This window comes from Gottfriedia acidiceleris (assembly GCF_004138285.1).
Taxonomy (GTDB): domain Bacteria; phylum Bacillota; class Bacilli; order Bacillales; family Bacillaceae_G; genus Gottfriedia; species Gottfriedia acidiceleris_A.
Genome location: NZ_SCFN01000015.1, coordinates 37,656 through 53,412, shown reverse-complemented (window position 1 = coordinate 53,412; position 15,757 = coordinate 37,656). Strand labels below are relative to the sequence as shown.

At 34.7% G+C, this 15,757-nt stretch carries 11 protein-coding genes; 7 read left to right on the top strand and 4 right to left on the bottom strand.

All coding sequences use genetic code 11. The features are described 5' to 3' along the window. Positions 1 to 109 precede the first annotated feature (109 nt). Positions 110 to 328: a hypothetical protein gene (locus EP747_RS18295; protein ID WP_088014064.1), complete on the bottom strand. Its 219-nt coding sequence runs from the start codon at positions 326 to 328 to the stop codon at positions 110 to 112. 222 nt (positions 329 to 550) lie between these two features. Here EP747_RS18295 and EP747_RS18290 point away from each other — a divergent pair, with 222 nt between their 5' ends. Both EP747_RS18290 and EP747_RS18285 read left to right on the top strand, forming a co-directional pair. Beyond that, a complete protein-coding gene (locus EP747_RS18290) occupies positions 551 to 1,585 on the top strand; it encodes a DUF3048 domain-containing protein (RefSeq protein WP_129691521.1) in 1,035 nt (344 codons plus the stop codon). Positions 1,586 to 1,785: 200 nt separating this feature from the next. After that, on the top strand, positions 1,786 to 2,646 hold the full coding sequence (locus EP747_RS18285) for a pentapeptide repeat-containing protein (RefSeq protein ID WP_129691520.1): 861 nt from the start codon (positions 1,786 to 1,788) through the stop codon (positions 2,644 to 2,646). Between the two features lie 30 nt (positions 2,647 to 2,676). On the opposite strand, the gene EP747_RS18280 is transcribed toward EP747_RS18285, so the two are convergent. Continuing rightward, positions 2,677 to 3,522 (bottom strand): FtsW/RodA/SpoVE family cell cycle protein, encoded by an 846-nt coding sequence (locus EP747_RS18280; RefSeq protein WP_129691519.1) that lies wholly within the window; start codon positions 3,520 to 3,522, stop codon positions 2,677 to 2,679. A gap of 32 nt (positions 3,523 to 3,554) precedes the next feature. Next, entirely contained in the window at positions 3,555 to 4,988 is a 1,434-nt protein-coding gene (locus EP747_RS18275; protein ID WP_129691518.1) for a PLP-dependent aminotransferase family protein, read from the bottom strand. A gap of 138 nt (positions 4,989 to 5,126) precedes the next feature. Here EP747_RS18275 and EP747_RS18270 point away from each other — a divergent pair, with 138 nt between their 5' ends. Then, positions 5,127 to 6,056 carry a DMT family transporter gene (locus EP747_RS18270; protein WP_129691517.1) on the top strand — a complete coding sequence of 310 codons (930 nt, stop codon included), beginning with the start codon at positions 5,127 to 5,129 and terminating at the stop codon, positions 6,054 to 6,056. A gap of 107 nt (positions 6,057 to 6,163) precedes the next feature. On the opposite strand, the gene EP747_RS18265 is transcribed toward EP747_RS18270, so the two are convergent. Next, the gene (locus EP747_RS18265) at positions 6,164 to 6,526 is read right to left on the bottom strand and encodes a VOC family protein (RefSeq protein ID WP_129691516.1); all 363 of its coding nucleotides are present in this window, start codon (positions 6,524 to 6,526) and stop codon (positions 6,164 to 6,166) included. Between the two features lie 416 nt (positions 6,527 to 6,942). Here EP747_RS18265 and EP747_RS18260 point away from each other — a divergent pair, with 416 nt between their 5' ends. The 4 genes from EP747_RS18260 (at position 6,943) to glsA (ending at position 15,641) form a co-directional block, all read left to right on the top strand. Further along, the gene (locus EP747_RS18260) at positions 6,943 to 8,223 is read left to right on the top strand and encodes a helix-turn-helix domain-containing protein (RefSeq protein ID WP_129691515.1); all 1,281 of its coding nucleotides are present in this window, start codon (positions 6,943 to 6,945) and stop codon (positions 8,221 to 8,223) included. A gap of 141 nt (positions 8,224 to 8,364) precedes the next feature. Beyond that, positions 8,365 to 12,606, top strand: a complete 4,242-nt coding sequence (locus EP747_RS18255; protein ID WP_129691514.1) for a S8 family serine peptidase — start codon at positions 8,365 to 8,367, stop codon at positions 12,604 to 12,606. A gap of 308 nt (positions 12,607 to 12,914) precedes the next feature. Continuing rightward, positions 12,915 to 14,582: a DEAD/DEAH box helicase gene (locus tag EP747_RS18250; RefSeq protein ID WP_129691513.1), complete on the top strand. Its 1,668-nt coding sequence runs from the start codon at positions 12,915 to 12,917 to the stop codon at positions 14,580 to 14,582. Between the two features lie 102 nt (positions 14,583 to 14,684). Continuing rightward, positions 14,685 to 15,641 (top strand): glutaminase A, encoded by a 957-nt coding sequence (glsA, locus tag EP747_RS18245; RefSeq protein ID WP_129691512.1) that lies wholly within the window; start codon positions 14,685 to 14,687, stop codon positions 15,639 to 15,641. Positions 15,642 to 15,757: the final 116 nt, after the last annotated feature.

Genomic DNA, 15,757 nt, shown 5'->3' with positions numbered 1-15,757 from the left:
GGACAGTATAGTTCAGAGTTTTAAATGGAAAAATGAATTGTGAACTGTAAAACTGGGCAAAAACTTCAAAAAAAATAATGGGAATAATCTCCCATTAAGTTTTATAAATTTATCTTCTTCTTTTTTTATCATCTTTTGCTAAAACCTGTACTTTCTTAATAACTTCTAGTTCTACAATTACATGTACATGTTTATCATTTATTTGATTAACACTTAATACTTTACCTTTGCGACCTTTAATGAAAATGGCATCTCCTTCAGAGGGGACATTTTTGAGTAGTTGGTTTAATAGTTCAACGTTTTTCTCAATATAATGAACTACAATCATATAGCTTCAACTCCTCTAATCATTCTTATCTTTATACAATATTTAAGATTAAATAAAATAAGAACAAATTTAAGCTCATTATTTAACAATACAAGTTCATATATTAAGGAATAACTTCAATTAAAAGATGATTGTTTTATTTTTGAAAAATTCTAACAAATACTTTCTATTTTAAAAGTTATTTAATACAATTTAAGAAAATAACAGATTGTGAGGGAGCCAATGCATAAGAAAATTTTATCAATAATTGTGATAAGTATGCTTTTAGTAGGATGTAAGCATGGCGAAAAGTCTGTAAAAACAGTTAAAAATGACGATAAAAATCCTTCGAATGAACATGTAATTGATAAAGGAGAAATTGATACGATTTATTCTCCTCTAAATGGATTACCAATAAGTCAAGCTAGTGAACAAAGACCTGTTGCCGTTATGGTTAATAATTATTATTTAGCTAGACCTCAAAGTGGACTAAGTAATGCTGATGTTGTTTATGAAATGTTAGCAGAAGGAGATATTACAAGATTTCTAGCCATTTTTCAAAGCAATATACCCGAGAAAATTGGACCTGTAAGAAGTGCGAGAGATTATTACATCAATTTGGCAAATGGTTATCATGCGTTATTTATATGCCACGGAAATAGTCCTAAAGCGAAACAAATGATGGACTCAGGAATGATTGATGCATTAAACGGACTGATCTACGACGGTACATTATTTAAACGAGACAAAACGAGAAAAGCACCCCACAATTCTTATATTTTAAAAGAAGGTATTGAAAAAGGAGTTGCTCAAAGACATTACTCTTATTCAGAAAAAGTTACTCCATTAGACTTTACGCAGAAAGACTTAGTATTTGATAACTCTTGGCAAAATGCTGCAGAAGTTTTTATAAAATACTCTCATGATGCAAGAAATAATGTGACTTACAAGTACTCGAATTCAACTAAACAATTCCAGCGAGTTCAAAATGGAATTGTAGCAAAGGATGCCTTGAACGGGAAGGAGCTTCAAATTAAAAATATTATAGTCGTAGAAGCGACCCATAAAATTATTGATAGCTATGGTCGCCGTTCAATTGATATCGAACATGGTGGAAAAGGATATTATATAGTTGATGGAAAGTATATGAATATACAATGGAAGAATGTAGATGGTCGAATCATTCCGTTTACATTAGATGGAACTGAAATAAAACTTTCACCAGGTCAAACTTGGATTAACTTTGTTCCATTTTTAAAAGATGTAACAATTAAATAAAGTACATCAAAGCAGATAATTTTATATATTATCTGTTTTTTTTGCTAAAGAATGAAAACTACAAACAGTTTGTGAACACAGCTTAATTAATGTTGAAAGTCGCACTTAATAAGCTGTAATTCTATGTTTGACCAAAAAAAATTACGATGTTACGATAAAAAATATTATTCGTTTATATATGGTGGGAAGGGGGCTCAAGAGTGACTAGTAAAATTGAAAATATTGGATTAGTAAACGAGCGTTATAAAAATTTAAAAGCGGACTGTGAGAGTTGCTTTGGTCTATGCTGTGTTGCATTACCTTTTGCTGCTTCGGCTGATTTTGCTAATGATAAAATTGCGGGCAAGCCTTGTCATAATTTACAATCGGACTTTCGTTGCGGAGTTCACAAGAATTTAAGAGAGTTAGGTTTCAAAGGCTGTACTGTTTTTGATTGCTTTGGAGCCGGACAAAAAGTATCACAAGTAACCTTTAATGGAAAAGACTGGCGACAAAATCCTGAATTGGCTAATGAGATGTACGAAGTATTTCCAATTATGAAGCAACTGCATGAAATGCTTTGGTATTTAAATGAAAGTTTGATGATTAGTGCTGCAAGTGAGATTCATAATGAAATAAAAGCAATTTTAGAAGAAACAGAAAAATTAACACTTATGGACCCTAAACTAATACTAAACTTAGATATCATAGCCCACCGTGCGAAAGTTAACTCTTTACTTTTACGTGCTAGTGAGCAAGCAAGGACCGTGGCTTTGAAAAAATTTAACAACAATAAGAAGCGTCAAAAAGCTACTGATAGAGCTTTAGACTTTATTGGTGCTAAATTAAAGGATGCGAATTTAATCGGAGCTAACTTAAGAGGGGCCTATCTAATTGCTGCTGATTTAAAGGGAGCCGATTTAAGAGGTTCTGATCTAATCGGAGCAGACTTACGTGATGCAAATTTGAGTGGAGCGGACCTTACAGGAAGTATATTTCTTACTCAAGCTCAAATTAACTCAGCAAAGGGAGATTATCATACCAGAATTCCAGCAACACTTAAAAGACCATCTCATTGGTGAGGAAAATAAAAAATGAACCAATTTAGTGGTTCATTTTTTATTATATACATACCAAGAAATAGCAATTAAGTAACCGATAAAAGGAGATGTTCCATAACCCATTATCGGTACCGGGAAGTTTCCAAAAAAGCTTGAAAGAATACTAATCGAAAAATAGATCCCTAAACTAAACGATAATGGTTTTGCACTGGTTGGCGGAAATAAGAAAAATGGCATTGGTAAAATAAAAAGTGAGATTACCGCTAAGACTAGCCATCCGATTCCCATTTCCTTTACTAAACTTAAAATGTCTTCAACATAAGAAACTGGGGCAAGTTGATCTAAATGAGACCAGCTGAAGACAATTAAAAGTATAAAAACAATTAATAGGAGTATTTGAACGCTTTTACTTTTTTTCAGATTTAGTAATAAAAATGAGATAGAGATCGTAAAAGCAGTTAGTTGAGATGCATCAGGTTGAAAAAGTAACAATACTGTAAAGAATAATGCAAATCCAAAAGTAACCCAAAATGGTTTTGATTTCATTAAATTTGCTAGTTGTATTATTAATAATGGAACTAAAACTAAAGCGATATTAAATCTTAATGGGCCAATTGCTATCCAGCGATGTACACCATGTAATCCTTTGTCCAAAAAGGTAAGTAAAAATAATATGAGTATGCATGTAATGACAATGATATTTGTCTTTTTCTTGGTGGATTTCTGATCTCTAAACAGTACTAAAAAGGAGATTATTCCTCCTACAATAGCAATAAAAATATTTTGACCGTAAATGGACGGAGATACTTGGTTATCGATCATAGCAAGTACTCCGATTATCATTGCTGGCATGGTTATGACGAGTGGTAATAAGTTTATTTTTTTAAAATTAAGCATCTTGTTCTAAATGACCTTCCTATACAATAGTTTTATATTTGTTTAATTATATTGCGTAGTTTCTCTAACCCCTCGGCTAAATCATTTTCGCTAACTAGTGAGTAACTAATCCGAAATGAAGAAAGATCTGTATTGTTGTTAAAACAAGCTACGCCAGGTAAGAATGAGATATTTTCATGATTAGCTTTTCTTAATAAACTAAAAATATCTAGATTGGATTCATGAAATGTAAGCCACAAATTAAAGCCGCCATCAGGTATCCGAAAATTTAATTGATCATTAAGAGATGAAAGTATTTCAACACTTGTATCACGCCGAATTTGTAGAGCGATTCGTAGTTTTTCAACATGACTTCGCATTCGATTAGTTCGTAGAAATGGTAAAATCGCTTTTTGTGTTAGTAAAGGGCTACCCACATCCATTGAAGCTTTAACTGCAAGTAGCCATTCCAGAACCGGTCCATTTGCCAGCATTGCAGCAATTCTAACTCCGGGTGCTAAAGTTTTACTAAATCCTTTAATGTAGATGACGTGATTTGATTGATCATAATACTTAATTGGGTAATATTGAAATGCTTTTTCGAAATAAATATCACTAAATGAATCGTCTTCAAGAATAAAAAAATGATACTGTTGTGCTAGATCAATTAATTCTTTTCTACGACCATTACTCATTGAGATTCCAGTTGGATTTTGAAAGGTCGGGTTAACATAAATTAATTTTGGTGTAAATTTAATACACATATCTTCAATTAAGTCTGATCGAATTCCCTCTTCATCCATCTCGACAGGTATTATATGAATCCCCTTATTTATAAAAATATCAAGTGCACCACCATAGCATGGACTCTCGACTATAATTGAATCCCCTGGTTTTAATAGTACTTGTGCTACTAAGTCAATTCCTTGCTGAACGCCGCTTGTAATAATTAGATTTTCAGCTTTAGATCGTATTTTTTGAAATTCATATAAATGTTTAACAATTTCCGTTCTTAATTCATTATCTCCTTGAACAGGTCCGTAGGTTGTTAATATAGAAGGGTCATCTCTTAATAGTTTTTGCATTTCATCCGCTAAAAATTTATTAGGAAGCAGACGTGGATACACAACTGCCTTTGAAAAATCATATTTTAACTGTTCTCTATTTATTAAATATTGGGATCTTACAATATTGATTCCTAAAGTCTGTTGCCAGTTATTGCTTGAATCGACTTGTGATGTTTTTTTTACTTTCCTACTAATAAATACTCCTTTACCTGGCTCCACTGTGACATAGCCGTTTGTCTCTAACCATTTATAAGCCTTTCTAACAGTTAAAAGGCTTATTGAAAGTTCCTCTGCCAATTTCCGTAAAGATGGTAATTTTTCGTTAGGTAAAAGTAGACCACTTTGAATGCTACCTGCAATTTGATTGCTTACTTGGAGATAAATCGGAACTGTTGATTTTTTATGGATTTGAATTTTCATATATCACCACTAGTGTTTTAGTTATAAATTAATTAAAAAAAGATCAATCGTCAATGGAAACAGAGCTAACTGTTATATGCTCTATTATACTGTTATACTCCGACTTTAATATAATACTTTTATCAAAGGGGTGATGAGATGATTATTATTAATTATATTTTTATTTGCATTATTTTCGGTACAACTTTTCTAGCAATAAAATTCGGAATTGAGTCAGGAGTTTCGCCTTTATTTTCAGCCGGCATTCGATTTACATTAGCGGGACTGATTGTCATTTTATATTTCCTTCTTAAAGGGGTAAATATAAAGAAATTTATTTTTTCAAAACGAATTATGTATATTGGATTTTGCTTAACTTTTATGACATTTTCAACATTATATTGGGCTGAGCAATATATAACATCGGGATTAGCCGCAGTTTTGTCTGCAACTGGTCCAATGATGATATTACTTTTCCAATTAAGGAGAAATAATAAGGGGATTGAGCGTAAACAACTAATTGCGTTATTAATGGCTTTTGCAGGTGTGATTTTTGTCTGTTTACCTGGTATAAGTCAGCATGTCTCTTACCTATGGGTTGTTGCTTGTATCGCAGTATTATTAGGAGAAGCTTTTTACGGATTGGGCTCGATTTCCTCAAAAGAAATATTAACAGAATACAATACTGTATCGCCATTTTTAATTAATGCTTTTCAAATGTTATATGGTGGAATATTTCTACTATTATTTTCGTTTTTATTGGAAAAACCGAAAATTGCAAGTTTAAGTTCTTGGGAGGCCGGGTGGCCAATATTGTATCTTGTATTTATAGGTTCAATAGGGGGACACGGATTATACAGTTGGTTATTATCTAAAACGAACCCGGTCTTCCCCTCAACATGGCTTTATGTATCACCATTAATTGCAACTGTCTTAGGTTATTTCGTAATGGACGAACCGATCAAACCAATTATGGCGATTGGTGGCATACTAATCTTATCTGGAGTATTCATTGCAAATTGGTCAACGTTTTCTATGTATAGAAAGCAAGGGAGGCTTTTAAAAAAAGAAGTGAATATTTCAAAGTAGTGATCATGTGAACGTAAACTTAATAAAAAACAAAGAAAATCCACTAGGAAAATAAATTCCCTTGTGGATTTTCTTCGTTTATTGGAACTGTTTAGAAACCACTTTAATTATGATTTTTGAACAAATGCCCATATGTAACCGTCTGGATCTCTTAAGCAAAATTCCTTATAGCCCCATGGTTGAACAGTAGGTTCTGTGATGACTTTTTCTCCATTTGAGAAATCTAATGGCGTCAATTCTTTTTCCTTTACACTTTCAAATAGTGGATCGACTTCATTTACGACTAATTGAAAGACTGCATCAGTATTGGATTGGGTATCTGTAGGATGGAGCATTAGCTCGCCATTCCCTGCTTTAAACCAATACATACCATCGTGACCTCTTAAATATTCAAATCCAACTTTTTCATACCAGTTTTTAGAAGAGTTTGTGTCTTTACAAAAAATTACAATATCTAAAACTCCATTCATTTAATCAGCTCCTTTATTTACTGTATTAACTATTCTTTGCAGAGCATATGCTTACCTTTTTTATTATTTAACAAGTAGAAAAGGATCATATCTCTAGTATTTCAGTTAAAGAGTTTTTTAATGCTCAGGTTTCTTGCAATAATCTCGTATGTATCTATAACGTCTTAAAGTAGATTCATATTATTTTAACTAATTAATGGGGTTTTCTATAAGTCATTATTTGACGAATAGCCCTTTTCGATACTTAGTACTCAAATGTTATTAACGATTAAATACGAATTGACTAGATTTGTCAGAAATGAAATTATATCAAGTCTCGTTATAATGAAAATGTAATCTTACAGATTGAATAATTATGATTTTTTAATGAAAAGAAAAATCAGAAGCATTATGAAAATAATTAGTAGGTGAGAAGAATGAACGCAGCTCTATTTAAAGAAATTCAATGTATATGCCTAGAGAAAGGCTGGACAAAAACTGATTTGGCTCAGGAGTCAGGTATTCATATTAGTGAAATAAGTCGTATTTTCAATCATAAACGCTCGCTCACACTAAAATATTTGGATGCCATTTCAGAAGCTATTGGGTTGGAGGAAGGCGCACTTTATTCATATTTTTATGAAGAGTGTTTTAATGAAGAACAAATTTTGGATAAGCGTAAAAGTGTACAGTTTTTATTCAAATGCTTTACTAATGGTTACGAGGAACATTGTCAAAATCTGTTACATGTTATGACAACTGAAAAATCAGTTACGATTCAAATCAGTTATTTGAATTACATTTTTTTCGTCGCAGAGGAGCTTTTTAAAGCTGGAAAAGAAGAAAAAGCTTTGTTTTTGTACGAGATTATTATTAAATGTGATTCGAAGGACGTTTTAGAACTGTTGGCAATTAGTTATTATAGGCGCTTTTATATTTTAAGAATGACAGAAGATGGTCATCACGCATTGACATATGTGTTGGAGTATCTTTATTGCATGCCGAAAAAAGTTAGAATGGAAGCTTATCTATGGATTTCAGCTTTCTATTATAGGCGCGAGCAATGGGATGAGGTGCTTTATTACGCTGAGAGATTAAGGAAATTGGTTAAAGATGGAGAGTATTATGGAAGAGCACTTATGTATAAAAGCTTTGCACTTGCACGCCTTGGGGGCTCATTAGAAGAAATAATAGAACTTACAGAACAATATGCGGGGGTAAATGATTATTTTGCTGATTTAGCTATAGGTAATCGACTTGCTTCTTATTTGGATTACGGACAGCTTGAGTATGTAGATCAATATCTTAGTTGGCTAGAAGATAGAGAAGATGTATATGTTGGATTACCAAAGGTACTTGAAGCTTTTATTCGCTTGAATCGATTAGATGATGCTAAAAGAATGCTAGATTTATATCAACATACAATTGAAGAATTGATAATAGATGCCGAACCATGGTTAAAACAGAAGGTGCATTTGGATTTTCGTTATGCATATGCTTTTTATCAGTGTGAAAGCCTACAGCTACCAAATGGCTTAGATGAATTACTGGATGTAGCATATACAGCAAATCAAATAGGCAATATAGAAAGATTCAATAAATGTCTTCTAATTTATTGGAGGTATAAGGATCACGCGACTTCTGACCAAATAGATAAGTATATACAGCTATTAAGTATTAATGGTATTAAGGAGAGCTCCATGCGCAACTTTGCATAGTGCTATTCTATTTTATTTGAAGAAGAGAATTAAAACATAATAAATTTAAAAAAAATATAATTTGACATAATTTTCAAAAAAATAAAACATGTCAAGTTTCATTATAATGAACTTATTAAGAAAAGAAAGTAGGGAAAGTAGTTGAAAAAGAAAATGTTTAGAAATGTTTCAACATTAGCATTAACAACAGGACTTATCAGTACTACAATGACACCAGGTTCCTTTTCACAACAAGTTCATGCACAAGCAACTTCAAAGATTGAGCAAGTACTAGCACAACTTACTCCTCAGCAACGTGAGGCGATCAAGCAATTGAAGCTAAGTGACAAAGAGGGACTTCAATTGTCTCCTGATGTCGATCAAACAAGTGACAAGCTTACTTCTATCATTGTCGAGTTTAAGGACAAGCCTCAGCAGACTGCAGTTTTAGAAGCAGAATCGGATGGAGTAAATCTAACATCAGAAGCTGCAAAAGAAAAAGTGGATGCTTCACACGAAACGTTCCAAAAAGACTTAAAAACAATTTTTAGCAGTGAATTAAAAGCAAAGAAAAATCCATATTCAATTAAAAGATCATATAAAAAAGCATTTAACGGAGTATCTATGACTCTACCAGCTAACAAAGTAAAGTCGCTACTTAAATCTAGTGCAGTAAAAGCTGTTTGGAGTGATATACAGGTTCAAGTAGAGCCACCGTCGATCAGTGAATCATCAACTTCAGAAGCGAAAGCTGCAACTCATACGATGGTTACATTCCCTGGCGTTGAAAAGCTTCATCAAGAGGGCTTTACGGGAAAAGGTGTAAAAGTTGGTATTATTGATACTGGAATTGATTATAACCACCCAGATTTAAAAGGTGCATATAAAGGTGGTTATGATTTCGTCGATAATGACAGTGACCCGATGGAAACGTCATATGCAGATTGGAAGAAGTCTGGTCAACCTGAATTGGCTACAAACGGAGAGGCTTACTACACTGAGCATGGTACACACGTGGCTGGAATTATTGCTGGACAAGCGAAAAACAATGCAGATTTTTCTGTAGAAGGCGTTGCACCTGAAGCTGATATTTATTCTTATCGTGTTTTAGGTCCTTATGGTTCAGGTTCTACTTCAGCTATTTTAGCAGGTATCGATAAAGCAGTATCAGACGGAATGGACATTATTAATATGTCACTTGGAGCAAATTACAATGATCCATTATATCCAACGAGTATTGCCGTAAACAATGCTGTACTTTCAGGAGTAACAGTGATTGTTGCAGCAGGAAACTCTGGAGATAGAATGTACTCACTTGGTGCTCCTGGTAATGCTCCTTTAGCAATTACAGTAGGTGCAAGTGACACATCTGTTACAATTCCAAGTTTTTCAGGTGCATTACATCCTTCAACAGGTGATATACCGGTGGATTTAAAGCTAGCTGCCCAAGGTTTAACTGATAACGTAGCAGATTTTGAAGGACAAACTTTGCAAATGGTGAATGTATCATTTGGTGGTGAGCCTAGTTATTTTAAGCGTGATGGAAATGGAAATTCTGTACCAATCGATGTAAAGGAAAAAGTTGTTCTTGCGCAACGAGGTAGCTATGGAATTACTCAAATCATTGCCACTGCTAAGTCACATGGAGCAAAAGCAGTAGTATTATATGATGCAGATGTTCCTTTAGGTGATGTATACCTTGGAGATGCTTACGGCTTACTTCCAACATTTTTACTGAGTAACGCACAAGGGAGAGCATTAGCTGCTAAATTACCTTTAGGTGCATCAGCTGGTATACCTTTAGACTTTACTTTTAGTAATATGAAACAAACAGTGACTGTGGGCGATAAATTAGCGCCATTCAGCTCACGTGGTCCATCTCGTGTGTTATATGATATTAAACCTGAAGTAACAGCACCTGGTGTATCTGTTTTCTCTACTGTTCCTTCTTATATGCATGGAGCAGATCAAATTGGGAACTATCAATACGCATATGAGCGTTTATCTGGAACATCAATGGCAACTCCTAACGTTGTTGGGGTAGCAGCATTGTTAAAGCAAGCTCACCCAGATATGTCTCCTTCAGATATTAAAGCAACACTTATGAATACAGCAGATCCATTATCTGATAAATACAGTGTATATGAAGTTGGTGCAGGACGTGTAAACCCTTATGATGCTGTTCATGCTCAGACGGAAATTCAAGTAAAAGACAAAACTTCAACTGTAAAAGATAATGCAAGTAATAATGGGGCAACTACTTTAGCAAGTAAGGGAATTAAACAAATTAAAAACATTACTGGTGCATTAAGTTTTGGAGAACAAGCTGTTACTGGTAAGGATCTTACAGATCAACGTTCTATGACTTTATTTAATAAAAGCTCAGTAGATAAAACCTATGATGTAAAGGTTCAATTCCAAAAATTGGATGGTCGTTTCACAAATGACTCTAGAGCAGACCAAGATGCTGCTGCAAATGGAGTTACATTAGATGTTAAATCATCTGTAAAAGTGAAGCGATATGGCATTGCTAATATGGATGCTACGATCAACGTTCCTAAAAATGCGAAGCTAGGAACGTATGAAGGTTATGTAGTCTATACAAACCAAAAGGATCCTAATGAAACATATAAAATTCCATTTGCGATTCATACGGTAAAAGAAGGAATTGACCATGTTGCGGGAAATCCACCTACATTTACGACTGCGGTAGAGGCGGGGTATAACGGAATAAGATGGTCAATCGGTCTTAACTTCCAATTAAATTCTCATATGCGTACGATGGATTTATTCCTTGTCGATCCGAAAACGAACAAAGAAATTGGCTTCCTTGGCACTTTGGACGGCATGGGTGCGGATGAGAATATTGAATATTATTTAAGAGGTGCAATGAACGAAGGTTTTTATTATCCATTAACGGGAAATTCAGATCAACCAATTGCATATGATAAGGAACAAACTGCACCAGGATTATACAAAATCAAGCTCGTAGGAACAAATGATAAAGGAAAAACGTTCAGCGCAGATGCTCCTGTTTACTATAGCGTTACCCAGCCTACACTCAATCTAAGCTCGGAATCTGGTATCTATGAATATAGCCCTGATCAGCAAGTTGTATCGTTAACAGGTTCAGTCTATGATCCTGATGTGGACGAGATGAAAACCGGCGGTATCAATGCTTCTCAGGGAAATAATAAAGTTTTCTATTCAGTTCCTAGTAAACTATTAGGAGGGGGGACTGTTTCGATTCCGGTGAACAGTGACGGCAAGTTTACAGCACAAATCCCGCTGAACAAGACAATCCAACCGTTTAAAGTGGATATGTATGCGGAAAACATGGCAACAGTACAAAACTATTATGGCCATAAATCCCTATACTACGTGAAACAAGGTACACCGTACGGAACAGCTATCGCTGATAAACAAACAGTAAAAGCGGGCGAAACGGTGACAGTTACCCTTTCCATGAACAATATGGCAAATATGAAGCAAGCCGTGTATTCATTTTTCGATCGAAGCTTATCAAATGCTGAGTTGGTAAGTATTAAACCAAATGCAACATTGAAAGGAAAAGTAGATATTCAGACAGTGAATACAGATGTAGAAGTAGACGGAAAAATGGTAAAAAGAACAGATATTGCTGCAACATTAATTGGTGATGCAGCTCAAACAGGGGTTTCTGGAAAAGTTCCAATGGTAGATATAACATACAAAGTGAAAGATGACTCTGACAGTGTAAGCCTAGGTTTAGAACAGTTCAATGTATCGTACACAAATACGGATAGCGAAACGAAATCCTCTTTTGGTATTAGTCCTCCTTATCAAGTGGAACGAACTTACTCTTTTATGAAATCATGGGTTTATGGAGAAGCATTTATGATTCCTCAACTTGATGAGCCATCAACATTGGATTATGTAAAGGCAGGCGCAAAAGTCAAAGTGACAGATGAAGCAGGAAAAGAATATCCAAACACGTTTGGAAGTAATAGTGGTTTCCCTTGGCATTTTACATCTAATCTGCCGTTAACGGATAAACCATTTACACTAGAGGTAGATATGCCTGGACATTTCACTGTTAAGAAAACCTTTACGATCGGGCTGAAAGAAAATGGGAAAGTGAAACCTTACTCGAAAGCACTCTATTATGAAAATGCACCTGCAGGAGATGTGAATAAAGATAATGTCATCGATGTGAAAGATGCTTTATACATCCAAACTTATTGGGGTACAAATAAGCGTGCGGCAGATATTAATTATGATGGTGTTGTTAATGAGAAAGATATGCAATATGTCATCAATAACTATCTAATGCAAAATCCTTGGAATGACAATTCACCAAAAGCAACTACAAAATATAAGAGCCAAACATTGGATGATGTTTTACAAGCTCTTGGATTAGAGTAATAGGATAACAAAAAAATCGGTAACCAATATTTGGTTACCGATTTTTTTAGTGTTGAAACAATACGAAATTGGAAAAGTAGAAATATTTCGTTGATAAAATAGGCAGAGTATTGATTATTTCACCGATTGATTGAGAAAAATAAATTGATGGAGAAGAAATCTAACTGAATTTACTAATTCAGTTAAATAGGATTATTTATAAAAGATTAATAAACGTTGTGATACAATGGATTAGTCATTTTTGAGTAAATATATGAAACAACCATTATTATTTATAATGATAGAAAATAGAAAGTAAGGTAAATATAATGAATAAATTTTCTAGTTTAGGTTTAAGTGAGGAATTAACTGAGTATTTAACTGAATTAGGGATAACAGAGCCTACTCCGATTCAGGAGAAGGCAATTCCAATCGTATTTGAAGGTAAGGATTTAATAGGTCAAGCACAAACAGGGACTGGTAAGACATTTGCATTCTTATTTCCAATCCTTGAAAGAATTAATTTAGAATTGCCACATACTCAAGCATTAGTAGTTGCTCCAACAAGAGAGTTGGCTCTTCAAATAACTGCTGAGGCTAAAAGGATTGTTAGTGAAGATTTCGGCGTACTTGCTGTGTACGGTGGACAAGACGTTGAACAGCAAGCGCGTAAACTAAAAGTTGGTGCACATTTAATTATTGCAACACCCGGTAGACTTTTAGACCATTTAAGACGAGGGACAATAAAATTAGATAAAGTTGATTTTTTAGTGCTCGATGAAGCAGATCAAATGCTACACATTGGTTTTTTACACGAGGTAGAAGATATTATCAATCAAACTCCTGTATCAAGACAAACCTTATTATTTTCTGCTACAATGCCAGATCAAATCCAATCACTTGCAAAGCGTTACATGAAAAAGCCGGAAATTATTAAAGTAAAAGCTAAAAGAATTACACTAGATGAAATTGAACAATTAATTATTGAAACAACCGATCGCGGAAAACTTAATGCCTTATTGAATCAAATCAAAGAAGCAGAGCCGTTTCTAGCAATCATTTTTTGTAGAACAAAAAGAAGAGCAAATAAATTAAATGAACAGCTAAAAGGAAAAGGTCTTTTATCTGAAGAACTACACGGAGACTTAACCCAAGGGAAGCGCGAAAAAGTTATGAAATTGTTCCGCGAAGCTAAAATACAATATCTTGTAGCAACAGATGTAGCAGCTAGAGGAATTGATGTCGAAGGTGTTACTCACGTATTCAACTATGATATACCATTGGATACAGAAAGCTATGTACATCGAATTGGAAGAACAGGACGTGCAGGAGATACTGGTATCGCGATTACATTTGCTACTCCAAAAGATTTTCAAGAAATGAGAGTAATTGAAAAAGAGCTTAATCTTTCAATTAAGAGAATAGAAATGGAAAGAGGAGAAAGTTCAGGCAGAGCGGATAGAACAGAAAATGCAGGTAGACCAGAAAGATCGAGAAATGCAGGTAGAGCAGAAAGATCGAGAAATGCAGGCAGAGCGGAAAGAACGGGAAATGCAGGTAGAGCGGAAAGAACGGGAAATGCAGATAGAGCGGGTAGAACGAGAAATGCAGATAGAGCGGAAAGAACGGGAAATGCAGGTAGAGCGGAAAGAACGGGGAATGCAGGTAGAGCGGAAAGAACAGGAAATACAGGTAGAGCGGAAAGACCGGGGAATGCTGGTAGAGAAGAAAGAACAAGAAATGCAGGTAGAGCAGAAAGAACGGGAAATGCAGGCAGATCGGAAAGAACGGGAAATGCAGGTAGAGCGGAAAGAACAGGAAATACAGGTAGAGCGGAAAGACCGGGGAATGCAGGTAGAGAAGAAAGAACAAGAAATGCAGGTAGAGCGGAAAGAACGGGGAATGCAGGTAGAGCGGAAAGAACAGAAAGTGTTGGAAGATCAAGCAGTACAGGGAGATCAAGAAATGAGGGCAGATCTGGTAGGAGAAGTAGATAAGAAAAACGTGAAGAGTAGGTAGGGAGTTAATTGTTGTAGCATACTCTTATAAAGTGATTTTGGGAATGTCTTTCCCTTAAAAATGAATAAACAGGTGATTTTATGACGCAGAATGGATTTCGAGAGGAAAAAGAAGTTCATCATATGGAAGAATTGAAAGTCCTTATTGAAGATGCAAAAGAGTTTATTCAGTATGGAAAAGTAGCCAATTATATTCCTGCTCTTGCAAAGGCGAATAAAAAGGATTTATCGTTGGCTGTGTTTTTGCCAGATGGACGACATTTTGAAGCAGGTAATACGAGCATTCGTTTTACTTTACAAAGTATTTCAAAGGTAATTTCACTAGCTTTAGTATTAATGGATCGTGGAGAAGATTTTGTATTTGAGCGAGTAGGGATGGAGCCTACAGGTGATCCGTTTAATTCAATTGCAAAATTAGAAGTTAGATCTGCTGGAAAGCCGTTAAATCCAATGATTAATGCAGGGGCCTTGGCAGTTACAAGTATGATTAAAGGTCATAGTATAAAAGATCGCTTTAAACGACTTTTAAACTTTATGAGGGTTTTAACAGATAATAAAGATCTTTCTTATTCGAAAGAGGTTGCTACATCAGAATTTGAAACAGCGCACTTGAACAGATCGCTTTGTTACTTTATGAAAGAGCATGGAATTATTACCGAAGATGTTGAATTGTTATTAGATTTATATACTAAACAATGTTCAATCGAAGTAAACTGTTTAGAATTGGCAAGAATTGGACTTATTTTTGCACTTGATGGTTGGGATCCAATTTCTAAAACGCAGCTTATACCTGAAAAAGTAGCAAAGATTTGTAACACTTTTATGGTTACTTGTGGGATGTATAATGCATCTGGTGAGTTTGCGATTAAAGTTGGAATTCCTGCTAAAAGTGGTGTTTCTGGCGGTGTTCTGGGTGCGGTACCTCGTCGATTTGGAATTGGTGTTTATGGACCATCACTTGATGAAAAAGGAAATAGTATAGCCGGTATAAAATTATTAGAGTTACTGGCTTCACGATATAATTTGAGTATTTTTTAAACATAGAGGGCTGTCCATAAGTCAGGTTAATTGACAGATGGGCAAGCCCTTTTTATGTTGAGGTGGGGTATCTCGTCGGTATTATTCATTTGTGATGGATTTTATGCCACTCTTTA